This is a genomic window from Ramlibacter sp. 2FC, from assembly GCF_005503345.1.
Classification (GTDB): Bacteria; Pseudomonadota; Gammaproteobacteria; order Burkholderiales; family Burkholderiaceae_C; genus SCMQ01.
Map to the genome: position 1 here is coordinate 17,845 of NZ_SCMM01000044.1, position 20,830 is coordinate 38,674.

General features: G+C 69.0%; 18 protein-coding genes and 2 tRNA genes. 15 read left to right on the forward strand and 5 right to left on the reverse strand.

Annotated features, from left to right (window positions below; all coding sequences use genetic code 11):
* The 6 genes from FFS10_RS17295 (at position 1) to FFS10_RS17320 (ending at position 7,105) form a co-directional block, all read left to right on the forward strand.
* Positions 1-732, forward strand: a complete 732-nt coding sequence (locus FFS10_RS17295; RefSeq protein ID WP_137895737.1) for a nitroreductase — start codon at positions 1-3, stop codon at positions 730-732.
* 79 nt (positions 733-811) lie between these two features.
* On the forward strand, positions 812-1,996 hold the full coding sequence (gene pncB / locus FFS10_RS17300; protein WP_137895721.1) for a nicotinate phosphoribosyltransferase: 1,185 nt from the start codon (positions 812-814) through the stop codon (positions 1,994-1,996).
* 134 nt (positions 1,997-2,130) lie between these two features.
* Positions 2,131-3,543: a sodium:proton antiporter gene (locus FFS10_RS17305; protein ID WP_137895722.1), complete on the forward strand. Its 1,413-nt coding sequence runs from the start codon at positions 2,131-2,133 to the stop codon at positions 3,541-3,543.
* A 15-nt stretch (positions 3,544-3,558) separates the two neighbouring features.
* Complete coding sequence (locus FFS10_RS17310) at positions 3,559-4,542, forward strand: 2-hydroxyacid dehydrogenase (RefSeq protein WP_137895723.1); 984 nt, start codon at positions 3,559-3,561, stop codon at positions 4,540-4,542.
* Positions 4,539-5,912: a DNA recombination protein RmuC gene (locus tag FFS10_RS17315; protein WP_249931335.1), complete on the forward strand. Its 1,374-nt coding sequence runs from the start codon at positions 4,539-4,541 to the stop codon at positions 5,910-5,912. Before FFS10_RS17310 ends, FFS10_RS17315 begins: the two co-directional genes overlap by 4 nt.
* A gap of 11 nt (positions 5,913-5,923) precedes the next feature.
* The gene (locus FFS10_RS17320) at positions 5,924-7,105 is read left to right on the forward strand and encodes an MFS transporter (RefSeq protein ID WP_137895724.1); all 1,182 of its coding nucleotides are present in this window, start codon (positions 5,924-5,926) and stop codon (positions 7,103-7,105) included.
* A gap of 12 nt (positions 7,106-7,117) precedes the next feature.
* Here the strand turns inward: FFS10_RS17320 and FFS10_RS17325 are convergent, their stop codons facing one another.
* From FFS10_RS17325 to earP, 4 genes are all read right to left on the reverse strand, one after another.
* Complete coding sequence (locus tag FFS10_RS17325; protein WP_137895725.1) at positions 7,118-8,311, reverse strand: MFS transporter; 1,194 nt, start codon at positions 8,309-8,311, stop codon at positions 7,118-7,120.
* Between the two features lie 12 nt (positions 8,312-8,323).
* Positions 8,324-9,190, reverse strand: coding sequence for an LOG family protein (locus tag FFS10_RS17330; RefSeq protein WP_137895726.1), 867 nt, complete (start codon positions 9,188-9,190; stop codon positions 8,324-8,326).
* Between the two features lie 100 nt (positions 9,191-9,290).
* On the reverse strand, positions 9,291-9,845 hold the full coding sequence (efp, locus tag FFS10_RS17335) for an elongation factor P (RefSeq protein WP_137895727.1): 555 nt from the start codon (positions 9,843-9,845) through the stop codon (positions 9,291-9,293).
* 125 nt (positions 9,846-9,970) lie between these two features.
* Positions 9,971-11,041, reverse strand: coding sequence for an elongation factor P maturation arginine rhamnosyltransferase EarP (gene earP, locus FFS10_RS17340; RefSeq protein ID WP_137895728.1), 1,071 nt, complete (start codon positions 11,039-11,041; stop codon positions 9,971-9,973).
* Between the two features lie 419 nt (positions 11,042-11,460).
* Here earP and uvrC point away from each other — a divergent pair, with 419 nt between their 5' ends.
* The 3 genes from uvrC to FFS10_RS17355 are packed head-to-tail and all read left to right on the forward strand — an operon-like array spanning position 11,461 to position 14,932.
* Entirely contained in the window at positions 11,461-13,413 is a 1,953-nt protein-coding gene (gene uvrC, locus FFS10_RS17345; RefSeq protein WP_137895729.1) for an excinuclease ABC subunit UvrC, read from the forward strand.
* 53 nt (positions 13,414-13,466) lie between these two features.
* A complete protein-coding gene (gene pgsA / locus FFS10_RS17350; RefSeq protein ID WP_137895730.1) occupies positions 13,467-14,033 on the forward strand; it encodes a CDP-diacylglycerol--glycerol-3-phosphate 3-phosphatidyltransferase in 567 nt (188 codons plus the stop codon).
* Positions 14,030-14,932 (forward strand): DMT family transporter, encoded by a 903-nt coding sequence (locus FFS10_RS17355; RefSeq protein ID WP_137895731.1) that lies wholly within the window; start codon positions 14,030-14,032, stop codon positions 14,930-14,932. Before pgsA ends, FFS10_RS17355 begins: the two co-directional genes overlap by 4 nt.
* Before the next feature lie 3 nt (positions 14,933-14,935).
* Here the strand turns inward: FFS10_RS17355 and FFS10_RS17360 are convergent, their stop codons facing one another.
* Positions 14,936-15,880: a LysR family transcriptional regulator gene (locus tag FFS10_RS17360; RefSeq protein ID WP_137895732.1), complete on the reverse strand. Its 945-nt coding sequence runs from the start codon at positions 15,878-15,880 to the stop codon at positions 14,936-14,938.
* A 93-nt stretch (positions 15,881-15,973) separates the two neighbouring features.
* Between FFS10_RS17360 and FFS10_RS17365 the strand changes: the two genes are divergently transcribed.
* From FFS10_RS17365 to FFS10_RS17390, 6 genes are all read left to right on the forward strand, one after another.
* On the forward strand, positions 15,974-16,852 hold the full coding sequence (locus FFS10_RS17365; protein WP_137895733.1) for an alpha/beta fold hydrolase: 879 nt from the start codon (positions 15,974-15,976) through the stop codon (positions 16,850-16,852).
* Positions 16,853-16,855: 3 nt separating this feature from the next.
* A complete protein-coding gene (locus tag FFS10_RS17370; protein ID WP_137895734.1) occupies positions 16,856-17,941 on the forward strand; it encodes a tartrate dehydrogenase in 1,086 nt (361 codons plus the stop codon).
* Between the two features lie 279 nt (positions 17,942-18,220).
* Entirely contained in the window at positions 18,221-18,493 is a 273-nt protein-coding gene (locus FFS10_RS17375; RefSeq protein WP_137895735.1) for an HU family DNA-binding protein, read from the forward strand.
* Positions 18,494-18,509: 16 nt separating this feature from the next.
* Positions 18,510-18,585 (forward strand) — tRNA-Val (locus FFS10_RS17380).
* Between the two features lie 59 nt (positions 18,586-18,644).
* A complete protein-coding gene (locus FFS10_RS17385) occupies positions 18,645-20,576 on the forward strand; it encodes a SurA N-terminal domain-containing protein (protein WP_137895736.1) in 1,932 nt (643 codons plus the stop codon).
* A 28-nt stretch (positions 20,577-20,604) separates the two neighbouring features.
* Positions 20,605-20,680, forward strand: a tRNA-His gene (locus tag FFS10_RS17390).
* Positions 20,681-20,830: the final 150 nt, after the last annotated feature.

The following is a 20,830-nucleotide window of genomic DNA, read 5'->3' on the forward strand; positions in this document are numbered from 1 at the left end:
CTGCCTGCAACGCCGCCCCAGGTGAGCACCGTGATCGCCGACCCGTCCAGCGTGGACGCCGCGATCGAAAGCCGCTTTTCGGCGCGCGCCTTCCTGCCCCGGCCGGTGGCGCGCGAGACCGTGACCGAGCTGCTGCGCGTGGCCAGCCGCGCGCCCAGCGGCACCAACACCCAGCCCTGGAATGTCTACGTGCTGCAGGGCGAGCGCAAGGACGAGCTGGTGCAGAAGATCTGCGAGGCCCACGACGCCATCTCGATCGATCCGCAACTGGCCACCGAGTACCGCGAGGAGTACGACTATTACCCCGAGAAATGGGTCAGCCCCTTCATCGACCGGCGCCGCGAGTGCGGCTTCGGCCTGTACGGCGTGCTGGGCATCGCCAAGGGCGAGCGCGAGAAGATGCATGTGCAGCACCAGCGCAACTTCCGCTTCTTCGACGCGCCGGTGGGGCTGATGTTCACCATGGACCGCGTCCTGGGCCGCGGCAGCCTGCTCGACTACGGCATGTTCCTGCAGAACATCATGGTCGCGGCGCGCGCGCGGGGCCTGCACAGCTGCCCGCAGGCGGCCTGGAACGGGTTCGCCAGGAGCATCCTGCCGCACATCGGGGCCAAGGACAACGAGATGCTGGTATGCGGCATGTCGCTGGGCTACGCCGACGAGGCGGCGCCGGTGAACCGCTTCCAGACCACGCGGGTGGCGCCGGAGGAATTCACGCACTGGGTGGAGTGAAGCCGCGTTACCGCGCCGGCCATCCCGTACACTGCAGCGCGAAGCAGGGTGGGGCGCGCCCACCCATGATTGCCTGGCCATGATCATCACCAGCCTGCTGGACACCGACCTCTACAAGTTCACCATGATGCAGGTCGTGCTGCATCAGTTCCCGGGCGCGCAGGTCGAGTACCGCTTCCGCTGCCGCAACCCCGGCGTGCAGCTGGCGCCTCACGTGCAGGAAATCCGCAACGAGATCCGCTCGCTGTGCAGCCTCTCGTTCCAGGAGGCCGAGCTGGCCTACCTGCGCTCGCTGCGCTTCATCAAGAGCGACTTCGTGGACTTCCTCGGCCTGTTCCGGCTCAACGAGAAGTACGTCGAGGTCAGCGCACTGCCCTCGGGCGAGCTCGACATCAGCATCCGCGGGCCCTGGCTGCACACCATCCTGTTCGAGATCCCGGTGCTGGCCATCGTCAACGAGGTGTTCTTTCGCAACACGCAGCAGGTGCCCGACTTCGTGGAAGGGCGCAAGCGCCTGGACGACAAGATCGCGCAGCTGCAGGCGCCGGGCCTGGGCGAGCTCAAGATCGCCGACTACGGCACGCGCCGGCGCTTTTCCCGGGCCTGGCACGAGGAGGTGCTGCGCGTGCTGGCGGCGCGCCTGGGCACTGGCGCCGCGGGCCAGTTCGCCGGCAGCAGCAACGTGCTCTACGCGATGAAGCTGGGCCTCACGCCGCTGGGCACCATGGCGCACGAGTACCTGCAGGCCTGCCAGGCGCTGGGCCCGCGCCTGCGCGACAGCCAGGTGTACGGCTTCGAGTCCTGGGCCAGGGAGTACCGGGGCGACCTGGGCATCGCGCTGTCCGACGTCTACGGCTTCAACGCCTTCCTGCGCGACTTCGACCTGTATTTCTGCAAGCTGTTCGACGGTGCGCGGCACGACAGCGGCGACCCCTTCGCCTGGGGCGAGCGCATGATCGAGCATTACCGCAAGCACCGCGTCGACCCGCGCGGCAAGACGCTGATCTTCAGCGACGCGCTCACCGTGCCGCGCACGATAGAGCTCTACCAGCAGTTCCGCGGGCGCTGCCAGCTGGCCTTCGGCATAGGCACCAACCTGACCAACGACCTCGGCTACGAGCCGCTGCAGATCGTGATCAAGATGACGCGCTGCAACGGCCAGCCCGTGGCCAAGCTCTCGGACACGCCCGGCAAGGGCATGTGCGAGGACGAGAAGTACCTGGCCTACCTGCGCCAGGTGTTCGAGATCGAGACTGCCGCCTGATTCGCGACGGCCGTGGTCTTGATTTCGTTGATAAAAATGCCGACAGCATTGTTTGTAAAAATGTTTACGATATTCGGGTTCGCGCCAAGCCGGGCAGCGAACGCTCGAACCTAGCCATCTGGAGACAAGAAAGAATGACCATACCCCGTTCCCTGGCCGCCCTGGGCCTGATGCTGCTGGGCCCCGGCCTGGCGCAAGCCGCCGAGCTCGACGGCAGCCAGCTGTCGATCTGGTGGGGCGTGCCGTTCGCCGGCATCCTGCTGTCGATCGCCGTGCTGCCGCTGCTGGCGCCCAGCTTCTGGCACCACCATTTCGGCAAGGTCGCGACCGGCTGGGCGCTGCTGTTCCTCGCCCCCTTCGCCCGCGAGTTCGGCGCCGCTGCGGCCGGCGCCGGCCTGGTGCACGCGCTGCTGGCCGAGTACATCCCCTTCATCATCCTGCTGACCGCGCTGTTCACCGTGGCCGGCGGCATCTACATCCGCGGCAACCTGCACGGCAGCCCGGGGCTGAACACGGCCATCCTGGCCATAGGCGCGGTGCTGGCCAGCTTCATGGGCACCACCGGCGCCTCCATGCTGATGGTCCGGCCGCTGATCCGCGCCAACGACAACCGCCAGCACAAGGCGCATGTGGTGGTGTTCTTCATCTTCATCGTCTCCAATGCCGGCGGCTCGCTGACGCCGCTGGGCGATCCGCCGCTGTTCCTGGGCTTCCTCAAGGGCGTGGATTTCTTCTGGACTCTGAGCCACATCTTCCCCGAGACGCTGTTCCTGGTCGGCACGCTGCTCGCCTTGTTCTTCCTGCTCGACAGCTGGTACTACCACCGGCGCGAGGAAATCCTGCCGGTCGACCCCACGCCCGACACTCGTCGCATCGGCTTCGACGGCGCGGCCAACTTCTGGCTGCTGGGCGCCATCGTCGGCCTGGTGCTGCTCAGCGGTTTCTGGAAGTCGCCCCTGTCCTTCGATGTGTTGGGCACCGAGGTCGGCCTGCCCGGCCTGGTGCGCGACGCCGGGCTGATCGCCGTGACCCTGCTGTCGCTGAAGATCACGCCGCCCCAGGTCCATGCCGACAATCAGTTCTCCTGGGGGCCGATGCTGGAGGTGGCCAAGCTGTTCGCCGGCATCTTCCTGACCATCATCCCGGTGATCGCCATGCTCAAGGCCGGTGTCAACGGCCCCTTCGGCGCCATCGTCGCGGGCGTCACGCGGCCCGACGGCTCGCCCGACCCGGCCATGTATTTCTGGGCGGCTGGCGTACTCAGCTCCTTCCTGGACAATGCGCCGACCTACCTGGTGTTCTTCAACACCGCGGGCGGCGACCCGCAGCAGCTGATGACGGCCATGGCGCCCACGCTGGCCGCCATTTCGGCCGGCGCGGTGTTCATGGGCGCCAACAGCTACATAGGCAACGCGCCCAACCTCATGGTCAAGGCGATCGCCGAGGACCGCGGCGTCAAGATGCCCAGCTTCTTCGGCTACATGGCCTGGTCGGGCGCCATCCTGATCCCTTTGTTCATCGTCATGACCTTCATCTGGTTCAAGTAAAGGAGCATCGCTTTCATGAGCAAACCCAGCATCCTCGTCGCGCGCGCCGTTTTCCCGCAGATCGTCGACCGGCTCGCCCAGCATTTCGAGGTCGAGACCAACCCGTCCGACGAGGTCTGGGACAAGGCGGGCCTGATTGCCCGCCTGCAGGGCAAGGTGGGCGCCTTCACCACCGGCAGCGAGCGCATCGACGCCGAGGTGCTGGCGGCCTGCCCGCAGCTGAAGATCGTTGCCAACATGGCGGTGGGCTACAACAACTTCGACGTGGCGGCCATGACCGCGGCTGGCGTGCTCGGCACCAACGCGCCCGACGTGTTGACCGAGACCACGGCCGATTTCGGTTTCGCCCTGCTGATGGCCACCGCGCGCCGCATCACCGAGAGCGAGCATTTCCTGCGCGCCGGGAAATGGAACAAGTGGGCCTACGACATGTTCTCGGGCTGCGAGGTCCACGGCAGCACCCTGGGCATCCTCGGCATGGGCCGCATCGGCCAGGGCGTGGCCAAGCGCGGCGCGCACGGCTTCGGCATGAACGTGATCTACCACAACCGCTCGCGCCTCACGCCCGAGCTGGAGGCCGAGTGCCAGGCCCGCTACGTGAGCAAGGAGGAATTGCTGCGCAGCGCCGACCACCTGGTGCTGGTGCTGCCCTACACCCCGGCCTCCCACCACGCGATAGGCGCGGCCGAGCTGGCGCAGATGAAGCCCACGGCCACGCTGATCAACATCGCGCGCGGCGGCATCGTCGACGATGCCGCGCTGGCCCAGGCGCTGCGCGAGCGCCGCATCGCCGCGGCGGGCCTGGACGTGTTCGAGGGCGAGCCCCAGGTCCACCCCGAGCTGCTCACGGTGCCCAACGTGGTGCTGACGCCGCACATCGCCAGCGCCACCGTGGGCACGCGCCTGGCCATGGCGAATCTCGCCGCCGACAACCTGGTCGGATTCCTGACCCAGGGCAAGCCGCTCACGCCGCTGAACCCGCAGGTGCTGGCGCGGTGAGCGCCGACGCTGCAAGCTGGGGCCTGCTGGCGCTGGCCTCGCTCAACCTGGGCCTGCTGGCGCTGCTGCTGCTGCTGCTGCGCAAGCCGCCCCTGCCGCAGGACGACGGGGCGCGCGCCGAACTGCTGGCGCAGGTCAACGCCACGAGCGAGCGGCTGGAGCGCGAGCTGCGGCGCGAGATCAGCGAGTCCTCGCGCGGCGGGCGCCAGGAGTTGGGCCAGACCCTGGCCACCTTCCAGCAAACCCTGGTGCAGCAGAGCGCCGAGGCGATCCGCACGCAAAACAGCCAGATCGACGCTTTCGCCCAGCAGCTCGCGCTGCTGCAGAAGACCCTGTCCGACACCCTGACCCTGCAGCTGCAGGCTCTGGGCGAGTCGAACGCGCGGCGCCTGGCCGAGGTGCGCGCCACGCTGGAGTCCCAGCTGCAGCAGCTGCAGCAGAACAACGCCGCCAAGCTCGACGAGATGCGCCGCACGGTGGACGAGAAGCTGCAGACCACGCTGGAGGCCCGCCTGGGCCAAAGCTTCAAGCAGGTGGCCGAGCGGCTGGAGCTGGTGCACAAGGGCCTGGGCGAGATGCACAGCCTGGCCCAGGGCGTGGGCGACCTCAAGCACCTGCTGACCAACGTCAAGACGCGCGGCATGTTCGGCGAGGCCCAGCTCGGCGCCCTGCTCGAGCAGGTGTTCGCGCCCGACCAGTACGCGGCCCAGGTGGTCACGCGGCCTGGCAGCAGGAACCCGGTGGACTTCGCGATCCGCCTGCCCGGGCGTTCCGACGACGGCGCACCGCTGTGGCTGCCGATCGACGCCAAGTTCCCCAACGAGGACTACGAGCGCCTGCTCGATGCCCAGGGGCGCGCCGATGCGGCAGGCGCCGAGGCGGCGGCCAAGGCGCTGGAGGCGCGCATCCGCCTGGAGGCCCGCTCCATGGCCGACAAGTACCTGGAGCCGCCGCACACCACGGACTTCGGCATCCTGTTCCTGCCCACCGAGGGTCTGTACGCCGAGGTGCTGCGCCGTCCTGGACTCATGGAGGCCCTGCAGCGCGATCACCGCGTGACCCTGGCCGGACCGACCACGCTGATGGCCATGCTCAACTCGCTGCAGATGGGCTTTCGCACGCTGGCGCTGGAGAAGCGCTCTAGCGAGGTCTGGCAGGTGCTGGGCGCGGTCAAGACCGAGTTCGGCAAGTTCGGCGAGGTGCTGGCCAAGGTCAAGGAGCAGACCCAGACCGTGCTCAACACCCTGGACAAGGCGCAGACACGCAGCAACGTGATGAACCGCGCGCTCAAGAAGGTCGAGGCCCTGCCCGATGCCGAGGCGACGGCGCTGCTGCCCGCCGATCTGGCGAACGGCGGGTCCGAGGAGTGAGCCACCGGCCGGTGAACACCGGGCTCGCTCGCCTGATCACCAGCCAGGTCTGCCTGCACGCCAGCATGGCCGGCCTGCGCATGGCAGCGCCCCTGCTCGCGCTGCAGCAGGGCTACAGCGCGGCCGCGGTCGGCCTGCTGCTGTCGCTGTTTGCGCTGACCCAGCTGTTCCTGGCCCTGCCGGCCGGGCGCTTTGCCGACCGGCATGGCCTCAAGCGCCCCATGCGCTGGTGCGTCGCGGCGGCGGTGCTCGGCACCGTCCTGGCGACGGCCTGGCCGCTGTTTCCCGTGCTGTGCCTGGCGGCGCTGCTGACCGGCGGCGCCACCGGGGCCGCCACCATTGCGCTGCAGCGCCATGTGGGCCGCGCGACGCACGATACGGCCCAGCTCAGGCAGGTCTTCAGCTGGCTGGCCATCGGCCCCGCGGTGTCGAACTTCATCGGCCCATTCGCGGCCGGGCTGTTGATCGACCATGCGGGCGCCAGCGCCGGCTCGCTCACCGGCTTTCGCGCCGCGTTCGCGCTGACCGCCGCCCTGCCGCTGCTGGCCTGGCTCTGGGTGCGGCGCACGCCCGAGCTGCCCGCGGCGGCGCCGATCGCCGGCGCCGCGCGCCAGCGCACCTGGGACCTGCTGCGCGAGCCCACCATGCGCCGCCTGATGCTGGTCAACTGGCTGCTGGCCTCCTGCTGGGACGTGCACACCTTCGTCGTGCCGCTGCTGGGCCACGAGCGCGGCCTCAGCGCCTCGGCCATAGGCGGCATCCTGGGGGCCTTTGCGGTTGCGGCGGCGCTGATCCGGCTGGGCCTGCCGCGGCTGACCGCACGCACGCACGAAGGCGTGGTGATCACGGTGGCCATGGCGATCACGGCCGTGCTGTTCGCGCTCTACCCCCTGATGCCCTCGGCCCCGACCATGGGCCTGTGCTCGGTGCTGCTGGGCCTGGCCCTGGGCTCGGTGCAGCCCATGATCATGAGCATGCTGCACCAGACCACGCCCGCGCACCGCCAGGGCGAGGCGTTGGGCCTGCGCCTGATGGCGATCAACGCCTCGAGCGTGTTCATGCCCCTGCTGTTCGGCTGGGCCGGGGCGCTGGTCGGCGTCAGCGGCCTGTTCTGGGCCGTGGGCGCGATGGTGGGCGGGGGCGCGCGCCAGGCCTGGGCCTTGCGGCCCGCCGCCCCCCATGGGCGGCATTGACGGCCGTCGGCCTCAGGCCCGCGGCGGACCGGGGCGCCACAGCGGCCTGAGCATGTACAGGCCCAGCGCCGGTCCCAGGGCCAGCCAGGGCAGCAGCGCGGCCAGCGGCAGGCTTTGCGCGCTGCCCACGAACAGCTCGATGCTCAGCACGGTGATGGCAAAGCCTATGCTGTTGGCAAAGGTCAGCACGCTGCCGACCAGCTCGGGCGGCGCGTTCTGCGCCGTCAGCGTGGAAAACTGGGGTGAGTCGCCGACCACGGTGATGCCCCACAGCAGCAGCCAGGCCATGAACAAGGGCGCCGGCGCGGCGAGCAGCAGGGGGCCGGCCAGGCCGCAGGCGCCGCTCAGGGCCAGCTGGGTGGCGGCCACGCGCGCGCTGCCGAAGCGCCGCACCAGCAGCCCGCCGACCACGCAGCCGCCCAGGCCGCCGGCGATGATCCAGAAGGCGGCGGCGCTGACCGCGGGGCCGCTGAGCCGCGTGGCGAGGATCAGCGGGACCAGCACGTAGAAGGTGTAGAGCTCCCACATGTGGCCGAAATAGCCGAACACCGAGGCGCGCACGCGCCGGTCCAGCCAGATCACGGCCAGCCCCCGGGGCGTGATGGCCTGGCCCTGGCGCCGGTACGGGCTGTCCGGCACCAGCCCGGCCGTGGCTAGGCCGCCCAGCGCGGCCAGCGCCGAGACGCCGAGCAGCACCGTCTGCCAGGGCAGGGGCAGGCCTTCGGCGCCGGCGGCCCAGCCGAGCGCGCGCAGGCCGTGCGGCAGGGCCGTGCCCAGCACCAGGGCGCCGATCAGCACGCCCATGGCCGCGCCCAGGCCCTCGCGGTACCAGCTCGCCGCGATCTTCATGCCGACCGGGTAGATGCCGGCCAGCAGGAAGCCGACTGCGAAGCGCAGCGCCAGCAGCGGGAGCCACTGGCCCTCGAGCAGCACCGTGAGCGCGTTGGCGGCAGCGCCGAGCAGGGCGCAGGCCAGGAACACGCGCGGGGGCGGGAAGCGGTCGGCGACCATCAGCAGCGCGAACACCAGCGTGCCGGCCACGAAGCCGATCTGCACCGCCGAGGTCAACGTGCCCACCGCGCTGGCCGGCAGGCCCCAGGCGTGCTGCAGGTCGGGCATCACCGCGTTCGCGGCGAACCACAGCGAGGTGCCCGCGAACTGCGAGAACACGATCACCGGCAGGATTCGGCGGGGCACGGTGCGCATGGCGGGCGAGGGTCAGGCGAGCGCGTAGAACTCGCAGACCGCGTCCCAGCCGGCCTGCGGGCTGTCCACGTACTGGAACAGCTCCAGGTCCTCGGGCGAGATCGCGCCTTCCTCGATCAGCACGTCGAAGTTGAACAGCCGCTTCCAGTAGTCGGTGCCGAACAGGATGATGGGCACGGGCTTGGCCTTCTTGGTCTGCACCAGCGTGATCACCTCGAACAGCTCGTCCAGCGTGCCGAAGCCGCCGGGGAAGGCGACCAGGGCCTTGGCGCGCATCATGAAATGCATCTTGCGCAGCGCGAAGTAGTGGAACTTGAAGCTCAGGTGCGGCGAGACATAGGGGTTGGACTCCTGCTCGTGCGGCAGCGCGATGTTCAGGCCCACCGAATGGGCGCCCAGATCGTGCGCGCCGCGGTTGGCCGCCTCCATGATGCCGGGGCCGCCGCCGGTGCAGATGTGCAGCCGGTCTTGGATCGCGCAGCTGGCGCTGTGGCGCGCCACCAGGCGCGAGAACTCGCGCGCCATCTCGTAGTAGCGTGAGTTGCGCAGGCCGCGCTGGGCCAGGCGTATGGCCTGCACGTCACCGCGGGCCTGGGCCGCGGTCAGGGCGGTCTGCGCGTCCTCGGGCGCGGAAAAGCGCGCGCTGCCGAACACCACGATGGTGTTCTCTATGCCGGAGGCGTGCTGGTCCAGGTCGGGCTTGAGCATCTCGAGCTGGAAGCGTATGCCACGCGTCTCGCGGCGCAACATGAACTCCGGGTCGGCGAAGGCCAGGCGGTAGGCGTTCGGGTCGAGCGGCTGGCCCGTGGCGGCATGGGCCTGCAGCTCCGCCCAAGCCTCGGCCAGGCGGTTCTCCTTGATGTCTTGTGTGGTTTCCATGGGCGGATTGTCGGCGATGGAGGCGGGATACAGAGGCGCCCCGGCGCTGCGCCAATGAAAAAAGGCTCCTTGCGGAGCCTTTTGGGAGCCGTTTGGAGGCCTAGACGCGCTTGCGGTATTCGCCGGTGCGGGTGTCGATCTCGATCTTGTCGCCCTGGTTCACGAACAGCGGGACCGGAACTTCGAAGCCGGTGGAGATCTTGGCGGGCTTGAGCACCTTGCCCGAGGTGTCGCCCTTGACGGCCGGTTCGGTCCAGGTGATTTCGCGTTCCACACTGGTGGGCAGTTCGACCGAGATGGCCTTGCCGTCGTAGAACACCACTTCGACGGCCATGCCGTCTTCCAGGTAGTTCAGCGCGTCGCCCATGTTCTCGGCTTCGACCTCGTACTGGTTGAACTCGGTGTCCATGAACACGTACATGGGGTCGGCGAAATAGGAGTAGGTGCACTCCTTGTGGTCCAGGATGATCTGGTCCATCTTGTCGTCGGCCTTGAACACGACCTCGGTGCCCATGTTGTTGAGCAGGGCCTTGAGCTTCATGCGCACGGTGGCCGCGCCGCGGCCGCCGCGGCTGTACTCGGTCTTGAGAACGATCATCGGGTCCTTGCCGTGCATGATCACGTTGCCGGCGCGGATTTCTTGGGCGATTTTCATAGTGGTTCCAGGTCTCTCTAGCTCAAGGAGGCCGCTCAACGCGTAGGGGGCACGGGTCGGTGCGGCGGGGCGGGAAAACGGCGCGCACGCACTGGCGCCCAGCTGTTTCCGCAAAGCCTTGAATTCTAACGCTTTTCAGTGACGAATCGCAGCAGCTGCGTGACCAGCTCGTCCTGGGCCAGCAGCCGCCGGCGCGCGGCGAGCATGCAATCCCGCCACAGCGGCAGCTCGATCTCGGGCAGGGGGCCGGGGGCCATGTCATTCCAGACCCGGTGGAAGCGGCGCAGCGAGGCCGGTGCCTCGAGCCAGGCTAGGAAGGCCTCGAGCTTGGTGTGGTGGGCGTCGTCGTGCTGGGGGTAGATCTGCCAGACCAGTGGGGCGCCGGCCCAGAGGGCGCGCACCAGCGAATCCTCGCCGCGCACGAAATTGAGCGCGCAGGCCCACAGCAGCTGGTCGAACCCGGTCTGAGGCATGGGTGGCAGGTAGTCCACGGCCAAGCTGGGGCCGGGGCTTGCGCCGCAGGCGCGCACGGCCGCCGCGGCCCGGCCGGCGGTCACGAGCAGCCGGGTGGGCGGGTGGCCCCGGCCCAGCCTCTCGAGCAGGCTGGCGAGCATTGGCGGCTCGTAGCAGAACAGCGCCACCAGGCGCTCGTCCGCCACGGCCGGCTGCCCCAGCGCCTTGAGCCAGGCGCCGCGGTCGAACGCCGCCTGGCGTGCCAGCAGCCCGGCCTCGCGCAGCAGCCCGCCGGTGCGGGCGGTGAAGCCGGGGTAGAAGAACCACTTGGTGCGGCCGCGGCCCGGGCCGCTCATGACCGGCGAGGGCAGGGCGTGGCAGCGCTCGACATAGGGTTCGGCCGAGAGGTATTCGAGGTTGAGCCAGACCGGGGCCTGTTCGTCGTCGGCGACGAAATGCGCCAGGAACTCGGCGGGGAGGTCGCAGCCGAAGGCCTCCACCCAGACCTCGGACGGGGCGAGCGCGGTCAGCAGGGCGCCGGGCAGGGGCCGGGTCCAGGGCAGCACCTGCACGCCCGGCACCCGGCCCTCGAGCGCGCCGGGCGCCATCCAGGACAGGGCCGAGGCGTCGTCGACCCAGAGCCGCACCTGCTCCCCGCGCGCCGCCAGCTGGGCGCTCAGGCGCCAACAGACGCCGAGGTCGCCATGGTTGTCGATGACGGTGCAGAAGATGTCCCAAAGCATGCTAGGGCCTGTTCGCACTGTTTTTGCCAGTGCGAACGTGGTTAAACCCGCACCAATCTAGGCGCGCGACGACGCCCAGACTGGCTGCCTGGGCAAGGAGTGCAACAACGAGTGGCGCGGCTTTAACCACGTTCCCTCCGGGTTGCGGCCAAAAAGACCATGCGCCGCGTTGCGAAACATCGCCGGGGCGCCGCCCGCAGCCGTTGGTCTGCGAAGCGAACCAGGCGAAGGGCGGCATACGGCGGTGCTGCGCTGTACAGCTTCGCGCACGGACGCTGCGCAACGCCACCCCCGGCTGCGTTTCGCGCCTTGCGCATGGCCTTTTTGATTCGCAACGCATCTGGCAAAAAATAGTGTGAACAGGCCCCGGATTGTGCCCAACGCCTGGCCGCGCGGGCGGCGGGGGCGACAATAGCGACATGTCCCAGGTGCATTCGGAACAACTGCTCAACGAAGTCGCGGCCCTGCCGGCCCTGCCCGGGGTCTACCGCTACTTCGACGCCGACGACCAGGTGCTCTATGTCGGCAAGGCGCGCAACCTCAAGAAGCGCGTGTCCAGCTATTTCCAGAAGAACCATGGCGGCACGCGCATCGGCCACATGGTCGGCAAGATCGCGCGCATGGAGACCACGGTGGTGCGCTCCGAGGCCGAGGCCCTGCTGCTGGAAAACAACCTGATCAAGTCGCTGAACCCGCGCTACAACATCCTGTTTCGCGACGACAAGAGCTATCCGTATCTCAAGATCAGCGGCAGCGGCGCCCCGCCCCCGGCGGGTGCGGACCAGGGACCGGCGCAAGCGGCCGACTTCCCGCGCATCGCCTACTACCGCGGCGCGGTGGACAGGCGTCACCGCTATTTCGGCCCCTATCCGAACGCCTGGGCGGTCAAGGAGACGATACAGCTGCTGCAGAAGGTGTTCCGGCTGCGCAGCTGCGAGGACACGGTGTTCGCCAACCGCAGCCGGCCCTGCCTGCTCTACCAGATCAAGCGCTGCACCGGCCCCTGCGTGCACCTGGTCAGCGCCCAGGCCTACGCGGCCGACGTGGCACATGCCGAACAGTTCCTGCGCGGCGAAACCCAGACCGTGCTGCAGGCCCTGGAGGCGCGCATGCTGGCGCATGCCGAGAAGCTCGAGTTCGAGCAGGCGGCCGAGCTGCGCAACCAGATCACGGCGCTGTCGCGCGTGCTGCACCAGCAGTCGGTGGAGACGGTGTCGGACACCGACGTGGACATCCTGGCCGTGCGCGTGCATGGCGGGCGCGCCTGCGTGAACCTGGCCATGGTGCGCGGCGGCCGGCACCTGGGCGACCGGCCTTATTTCCCGACCCATGTCGAGGATGCGCACGCGCTGCAGGCGCTGGACGAGGAGGGCGAGGACGCTGCCCGGCCGGTGGAGGTCCAGGTGCTGGAGGCCTTCATCGCCCAGCATTACCTGGGGGTGCCGGTGCCGCCCACGCTGATCACCGGCGCCCCGGTCGACAAAGGGCTGATCGAGGCCCTGTCGCAGCAAAGCGGCGTGAAGATCAGCGCGGTGCACAACCCGCGCGAGCAGCGCCGCATCTGGCTGGAGATGGCGCAGAAGAACGCCGACATCCAGCTCGCCCGGCTGCTGTCCGAGGAGGGCTCGCAGCAGGCGCGCACCCGTGCTCTGGTGGAGGCGCTGGACCTGGCGCCGGACAACCTGGATACCCTGCGCATCGAGTGCTTCGACATCTCGCATACGGCGGGCGAGGCCACCCAGGCCTCCTGCGTGGTGTTCCACCACCACAGGATGCAAAGCAGCGAATACCGGCGCTACAAGATAGAGGGCATCACGCCGGGCGACGACTACGCGGCCATGCGCCAGGTGCTCACGCGGCGCTACGGCAAGCTGGCCGAGGCCCTGCGCAACGCGGGCGGCGAGGCGGTCGGCGGCGCCCAGGCCATGCCCGACCTGGTGCTGGTCGACGGCGGCAAAGGCCAGGTGGCGATGGCGCGCGAGGTGTTCGCCGGCCTGGGCCTGGACCTGTCGCTGATCGTAGGCGTCGAAAAAGGCGAGGGACGCAAGGTGGGCCTGGAGGAGCTGGTGTTCGCCGACGGGCGCGACAAGGTCTACCTGGGCCGCGACTCGGCCGCGCTGATGCTGGTGGCGCAGATCCGCGACGAGGCGCACCGCTTCGCCATCACCGGCATGCGCGCGCAGCGCGCCCGGGTGCGCATGGGCGGCAGCCAGATCGAGGAGATCCCGGGCGTCGGCCCGAAAAAGCGCGCGCGGCTGCTGCAGCGCTTCGGCGGCGTGCGCGGCGTGGCGGCGGCCAGCGTCGAGGACCTGGTGACGGTGGAGGGCATCTCGCGCGGCCTGGCCGAGGAGATCTACCGCGCCCTGCACTGAGCTGAAGCCGCGCGCCCGGCCGGCCGCGACACGGGCCGTGACACAATCGGGCCATGTTCTTCACCATCCCCACCCTCATGACCTGGGCGCGCATCGTCGCGATTCCCTTGATCGTCGGGGTGTTCTACCTGCCGCTCGACCAGGCCACGCGCAACCTCACGGCCACCGTGCTGTTCGTGCTGTTCGCCTTGACCGACTGGCTGGACGGCTACCTCGCGCGCAGGCTCAACCAGACCTCCTCGTTCGGCGCCTTCCTGGACCCGGTGGCCGACAAGTTCCTGGTCTGCGCCTCGCTGCTGGTGCTGGTGCACATGAACCGCGCCGACGTGTTCGTGGCGCTGATCATCATCGGCCGGGAAATCGCCATCTCGGCGCTGCGCGAGTGGATGGCGCAGATCGGCGCGTCCAAGAGCGTGGCCGTGCACATGGTCGGCAAGGTCAAGACCGCGGTGCAGATGGTGGCCATTCCTTTCCTGCTGTTTGACGGCGTACTGCTGGGCCTGATCGACACCCGCGTCTGGGGCAGCTGGCTGATCTGGATCGCGGCCATCCTGACCGTCTGGTCCATGGTCTATTACCTGCAAAAGGCCCTGCCTGAGATCCGGGCGCGGGTCAAATGAGCGAGCGCAACGATGCCCAGGCCCTGATCCGGGCCATGCCGGTCGTGTTCGTGCTGATCTGGAGCACGGGCTTCATCGTGGCGCGCTACGGCATGCCGCATGCGCCGCCGTTCAAGTTCCTGCTGCTGCGCTACGCGCTGTCCCTGGCCTGCTTCCTGCCGTGGGTCCTGCTGGCGCGCGTGCGCTGGCCCGCTTCGGGCGCGCAATGGGGCCACCTGGCCTTGACCGGGGTGCTGATGCACGCAGGCTACCTCGGCGGCGTGTGGGCCGCGGTCAAGGCCGGCATGGGCTCGGGCCTGTCCGCGCTGATCGTCGGCATACAGCCGGTGCTGACGGCGATCTGGCTCTCGGCCTTCGGCGGCTCGGACAGCCGGGTCACGCGGCGCCAGTGGGGGGGCCTGCTGCTGGGTTTCGTCGGCCTGGCGCTGGTGGTGTCGCGCAAGTTCGTGCAGGGCAGCCCCGGAGACCAAGCGGACGGGCTCAACCTGATGTTCGCCGTGGGCGCGCTGCTGAGCATCACCGCGGGCACGCTGTACCAGAAGCGCTTCGTCGCGCCCTGCGACGTGCGCACGGCCAGCGCCGTGCAACTCGCCGCTGCCTTCGCCGTCACGCTGCCGCTGGCTGGCCTGGAGGCCGAAGGCCTGCACTGGAACGCCGAGCTGGCCGGCGCCATGGCCTGGTCGGTGCTGGGTCTGACGCTGGGCGGCAGCTCGCTGCTGTACCTGCTGATCCAGCGCGGCGCGGCGGCCTCGGTGGCCAGCCTGATGTACCTGGTGCCGCCGACCACGGCGCTGATCGCCTGGCTGCTGTTCGGCGAACCGATCACGGCCACCACCATCGCCGGCATCGCGCTCACGGCCTTCGGGGTCAGCCTGGTGCTGCGGCCGCCGCGCCGCTGAGCCTCAGGCGGGACGGGCCGCGGCGCGCCAGGGCTCGGCCCGGAATTCCTGTGCCAGGAAGTCGACCAGCAGCCGGATGCGGCGCGGCACCTGCGGCCGATAGGGCGCCAGCCAGTGGATGTCGGCGTCGGGCATGACGTACTGCGGCAGCACGCGCACCAGCTCGCCGCTGGCCAGGCGCGGCGCGATGTCCCAGAGGCTGCGCAGCATGATGCCGTGGCCGGCCAGGCACCAGTCGCGCACCAACTCGCCCGAGTTGCTCGACAGTGGTCCCCGGACCGCGACACGCAGCCTGGGGCCGCGCGTGGCCGTGCCCTGCAGCTGCCAGCTGTCGAAACGCTGGCCGGGGTCGCTGCTGTTCTCGCGCACGATCAGGCAGGCATGCTGCGCAAGCTCCTCGGGCGTGGCCGGCGTGCCATGGGTGCGCAGGTAGGCCGGAGCGGCGACCAGCACGCGCTGGTTGCGCGCCAGCCGCCGCGACACCCATTCCGTGGCCCGGTGCCCCGGCGCGTTCCAGAGCCAGATCGCACCGTCCAGGCCTTCGACCGCGAGGTCGGGCAATTGCTCGGTGAGCTGCAGCTGGATCTGCAGGCGCGGGTGGCGGGCCTGGAACTCGGCCAGCGCCGGGCCCAGCCACAGGCGCCCGAAGCCGAAGGTCGCGGCCAGGCGGACCAGGCCGGTCGGCTCGGCCTGGCGCTCGCGCAGCTCGGCCTCCACGTCGCGAAAGCCGCGCAGCAGCTCCGCCGCGCGCTCGCACAGGGTGTCGCCCTCGGGCGTGGGGCTGACATGGCGCGTGCTGCGCTGGAACAAGCGCAGGTCGAGCTGCGCCTCCAGCGCGGCCAGGCGCTTGGTGACGACCGAAGGCGCCAAGCGCAGGGCGCGCGCCGCCGTCGTCATGCTGCCGTGCTGGCGGATCGCCAGCACGAGCTCCAGGTCCGAGCGTTCCATTTATTTCCCGTTTGGAAAAAATAACTTGATTAATTATTTCTCTTTTTGACGGTAAGCTTTGCGCCATCCTTTGAATCCCTGCGGAGGCGGTGCATGCGGGAAGGCTTCAGGACCCAACGGGTCGAGCGCGCGGGCGTGAGCTTGCACACGCGCGTAGCCGGCGAGGGGCCGCCGCTGTTGCTGCTGCACGGCCATCCGCAGACCCAGGCCATGTGGCACCGGGTCGCGCCGGCGCTGGCACAGCGCTTCACCGTGGTGCTGATGGACCTGCGCGGCTACGGCGACTCGGGGCGCCCGGCCAGCGACGCCCAACATGGGCCGTACACCAAGCGCGAGATGGCGCTCGACGCGCTGGCCGTGATGGCGGCCCATGGGCACGCGCGCTTTCAGGTGCTGGCCCATGACCGCGGCGCGCGCGTGGCGCATCGCCTCGCGGCCGACCATCCCGCGGCCGTCGAGCGGCTGATGCTGCTGGACATCGCGCCCACGCTGGCCATGTACGAGGGCACGGGCGAGGCCTTCGCGCGCGCCTACTGGCACTGGTTCTTCCTGATCCAGCCGCCGCCCCTGCCCGAGGCCCTGATCGAATCCGACCCCGCGCGCTACGTGCGCAGCGTGATGGGTAAGCGCCATGCGGGCCTGGCCGCCTTCGCGCCCGAAGCGCTGGCGGAATACGAGCGCTGCGCCGCGATCCCCGGCACGGCCGCCGCCATCTGCGAGGACTACCGCGCCAGCGCCACGACAGACCTTGCGCACGACCGCGCCGACCGCGAGCAGGGCCTGCGCCTGGCGCAGCCGCTGCGCGTGCTGTGGGGGCAGGAGGGGGTGGTGGGACGCTGCTTCGACGTGCTGGCGCTGTGGCGCGAGCGCGCGCTGGACGTGAGCGGCCGGGCGCTGCCCTGCGGCCACTACATCGCCGAGGAGGCCCCGGAGCCCCTGCTGGCGGAAACCTTTGATTTTTTCAGGAGCTGATGAATGAGCAAGAAACGAATCGCCGTGATCGCCGGTGACGGCATTGGCAAGGAAGTCATGCCCGAGGGCCTGCGCGTGATGGACGCCGCCGCGCGCAAGTTCGGCATAGCCCTGCAGTTCGACCATTTCGACTTCTCGAGCTGGGACTACTGCGAGAAGCACGGCAAGATGCTGCCCGACGACTGGAAGGACCAGATCGGCGGCCACGACGCGATCTACTTCGGCGCCGTCGGCTGGCCCGAGAAGATCGCCGACCATGTCTCGCTGTGGGGCTCGCTGCTGCTGTTTCGGCGCGAGTTCGACCAGTACATCAACCTGCGCCCGGCGCGCCTGATGCCCGGCATCGTGGCGCCCGTGGTGCGCCGCGACGGCAGCGCGCGCCAGCCGGGCGAGATCGACATGTACATCGTGCGCGAGAACACCGAGGGCGAGTACTCGAGCATAGGCGGGCGCATGTACGCTGGCACCGAGCGCGAGATCGTGATGCAGGAAACCGTGATGTCGCGCGTGGGCGTGGATCGGGTGCTGAAGTTCGCGTTCGAGCTGGCGCAGAGCCGGCCCAAGAAGCACCTGACCAGCGCCACCAAGTCCAACGGCATCGCCATCACCATGCCCTACTGGGACGAGCGCGTGGCCGAGATGGCCAAGGCCTACCCGGGCATCAGCGTGGACAAGTTCCACATCGACATCCTGACCGCGCATTTCGTGCAGCGCCCGGACTTCTTCGACGTGGTGGTCGCGAGCAACCTGTTCGGCGACATCCTGAGCGACCTGGGCCCGGCCTGCACCGGCACCATAGGCATCGCGCCCAGCGCCAACCTCAACCCGGACCGCAAGTTCCCCTCGCTGTTCGAACCCGTGCACGGCTCGGCGCCCGACATCGCGGGCAAGAACATCGCCAATCCGATCGGCCAGATCTGGTGCGGCGCGATGATGCTCGAGTTCCTCGGCCACAAGGACGCGCACGACGCGGTGCTGGCCGCGATCGAGAAGGTGCTCGACCCCAAGTCCGGCGCGCCGCGCACGCCCGACATCGGTGGACAGGCCGGCACCAAGGACCTGGGCCGCGCGATCGCCGAGGCCCTGTGACTTCGGGGGCGGCGCGCCCGCCCTTGCGCGCGGCAAAAAATGCCGCGCGCCCGCTCAGAAACCCAGGCAAAAGCGTCTAGAATCCGCGTCCTGCCAGCCACGATGCCATTCGGTGTATTGACACCTCGCGGCACCGTGGCTCTAATGCCTTCAGGCGGCCCGCGCCGCCAACGCATAGGCCCGAATGCCTGCCGGGATGTCAGTGCATCGCTGACAGGCATCGGGTCGATTTTTTGAATCGGACATCCGGACCACAATTTCTTGAACGAGGGGATCCTTGTGAACAAAACCGAACTGATCGAGCACATCGCCAAGCATGCAGACATTTCCAAGGCCGCAGCCACGCGCGCCCTGGAGTCGACCATCGGCGCCGTGAAGACCACCCTGAAGAAAGGCGGCACCGTGTCGCTGGTGGGCTTCGGCACCTTCGCCGTGGGCAAGCGTGCCGCGCGCACGGGCCGCAACCCGCGCACCGGTGCAACGATTAAAATCAAGGCCGCCAAAGTGCCGAAGTTCCGTCCGGGCAAGGCGTTGAAGGACGCCCTGAACTGAACCAGAGTTGAAGGTGGGGTGCTTAGCTCAGTTGGTAGAGCGGCGCCCTTACAAGGCGTAGGTCGGCGGTTCGAGACCGTCAGCACCCACCACCGATGCAAAGGCGAACATTGTGTTCGCCTTTTCTGTTTTTGCCATAGAGAGTCCTAGCATGTTTGATTTTGTCCGCAACAACACAAAGATCATGATGGGTCTGTTGTTCCTGCTCATCATCCCGTCGTTTGTGCTGTTCGGCATCGAAGGCTACAGCCGCTTCCAGGAGCAGGGAGCCACCGTGGCCAAGGTCGATGGCAACAAGATCAGCCAGGCCGACTGGGACGCGGCGCACCGCGCCGAGGTCGAGCGCCTGAGGGCCGCCATGCCGAGCCTGGACGCCAAGCTGCTGGACTCCCCGCAGGCCAAATACGCGACGCTAGAGCGCCTGGTGCGCGAGCGCGTGCTGGCCGCCGCGGCCGCCAAGCTGCAACTCGCCACCAGCGACGCCCACCTGGCGCGCGAGCTGCAGCAGAACCCCACGATCGCGGCCTTGCGCCGCGCCGACGGCACGCTGGACATGGAGCGCTACCGCCAACTGGTGGCCAGCCAGGGCATGACGCCCGAGATGTTCGAAGCCCAGGTGCGCGCCGACCTCTCGGTGCGCCAGGTGCTGCAGGGCGTGGCCGGCACGGGCTTTGCCGGCGCGGCGCAGGCCGACGTGGCCTTGAACGCCTATTTCGAGCGGCGCGAGGTCCAGGTGCTGCGCTTCGACGCGGCCGCCTACAGCGCCAAGCTCAGCCTGTCCGATGCCGACCTGGAGGCCTACTACAAGCGCAACGAGGCGCTGTTCCAGGCGCCCGAGCAGGCGGACATCGAGTACCTGGTGCTGGACCTCGACAGCCTGCTCAAGACCGTCACCGTCAACGAGCAGGACCTCAAGACCTATTACGAGCAGAACCTGGCGCGCCTGGCCGGCAAGGAGGAGCGCCGTGCCAGCCACATCCTGATCAATGCGCCCAAGGACGCGCCCGAGGCCGAGCGCCAGAAGGCGCGTGCCAAGGCGCAGGAACTGCTGGCCGCGCTGAAGAAGGCGCCGGAGAGCTTCGCCGCGCTGGCCAGGAAGGAGTCGCAGGACCCGGGTTCGGCGCCGAACGGCGGCGACCTCGACTTCTTCGCGCGCGGCGCCATGGTCAAGCCCTTCGAGGACGCGGCCTTCGCGCTCAAGAAGGGCGAGATCAGCGAGGTCGTGGAGTCCGAGTTCGGCTTTCACATCATCCGCCTGACCGACATCAAGAGCGCCCAGACCCGCAGCTTCGCCGACATGCGTGCCGAGCTCGAGACCGACCTCAAGAAGCAGCAGGCGCAGCGCAAATACGCCGAGGCCGCCGAGACCTTCACCAACGGCGTCTACGAGCAGTCCGACAGCCTCAAGCCCGTGGCTGAGCGGCTCAAGCTGGAGGTGCGCACGGCCAGCCAGGTGACGCGCCAGCCCGCCGCGGGTGCGACCGGTGCGCTTGCCAATGCCAAGTTCCTGGGCGCGCTGTTCGCGCCCGACGCCGTGGAGAAAAAGCGCAACACCGAGGCTGTCGAGATCGGTCCCAGCCAGCTGGTGGCCGGCCGCATCACGCAGCACACGCCGGCACGCACCCGCCCGCTGGCCGAGGTCCGCGACCAGGTGCGCCAGCGCCTGCTGGCCGAGCGCGGCGCCGAGCTGGCCCGCAAGGAGGGCGAGCAGCGCCTGGCCGCCTGGCGCGCCCAGCCGGCCAGCGCGCCCTGGCCCGCGGCGCTGGTGGTCTCGCGCGACCAGCCGGCCGGCCAGCCCCTGCCGGTGGTCAACGCGGCGCTGCGCGCCGACGCCTCGGCCCTGCCGGCGCTGGCGGGCGTGGACCTGGGCGCCCAGGGCTACGCCGTGCTGCGCGTCAACAAGCTGCTGCCGCGCGAGCCCGGCGTGGCCGAGCGGCGTCGCCAGGAGCTGGCGCAGTACGGCCAGCTGTGGAGCGCGGCCGAAGGCCAGGCCTACTACCAGTTGCTCAAGGAGCGCTTCAAGACCCAGATCCTGGCACCCAAGCCGGCCGCAAATTCCGCACCGGCCTCGGCAACGCCCTGATGAATGACGTTATAATTCCACTTTTCCGGTGGCTGTAGCTCAGTTGGTAGAGTCCCAGATTGTGATTCTGGTCGTCGTGGGTTCGAGTCCCATCAGCCACCCCAGATAGAGAAGTAAAAAGGCCCGCTGCATGCAGCGGGCCTTTTTACTGTGCGCCCGGCACGGGCGCACTCTTGGAGGTGCAAGTCCTCCCGTGAGTTGATCACAGCGAACGAAGCGAAGCGCAACTGCATGAGGGTGACCGAGTGTGGGGA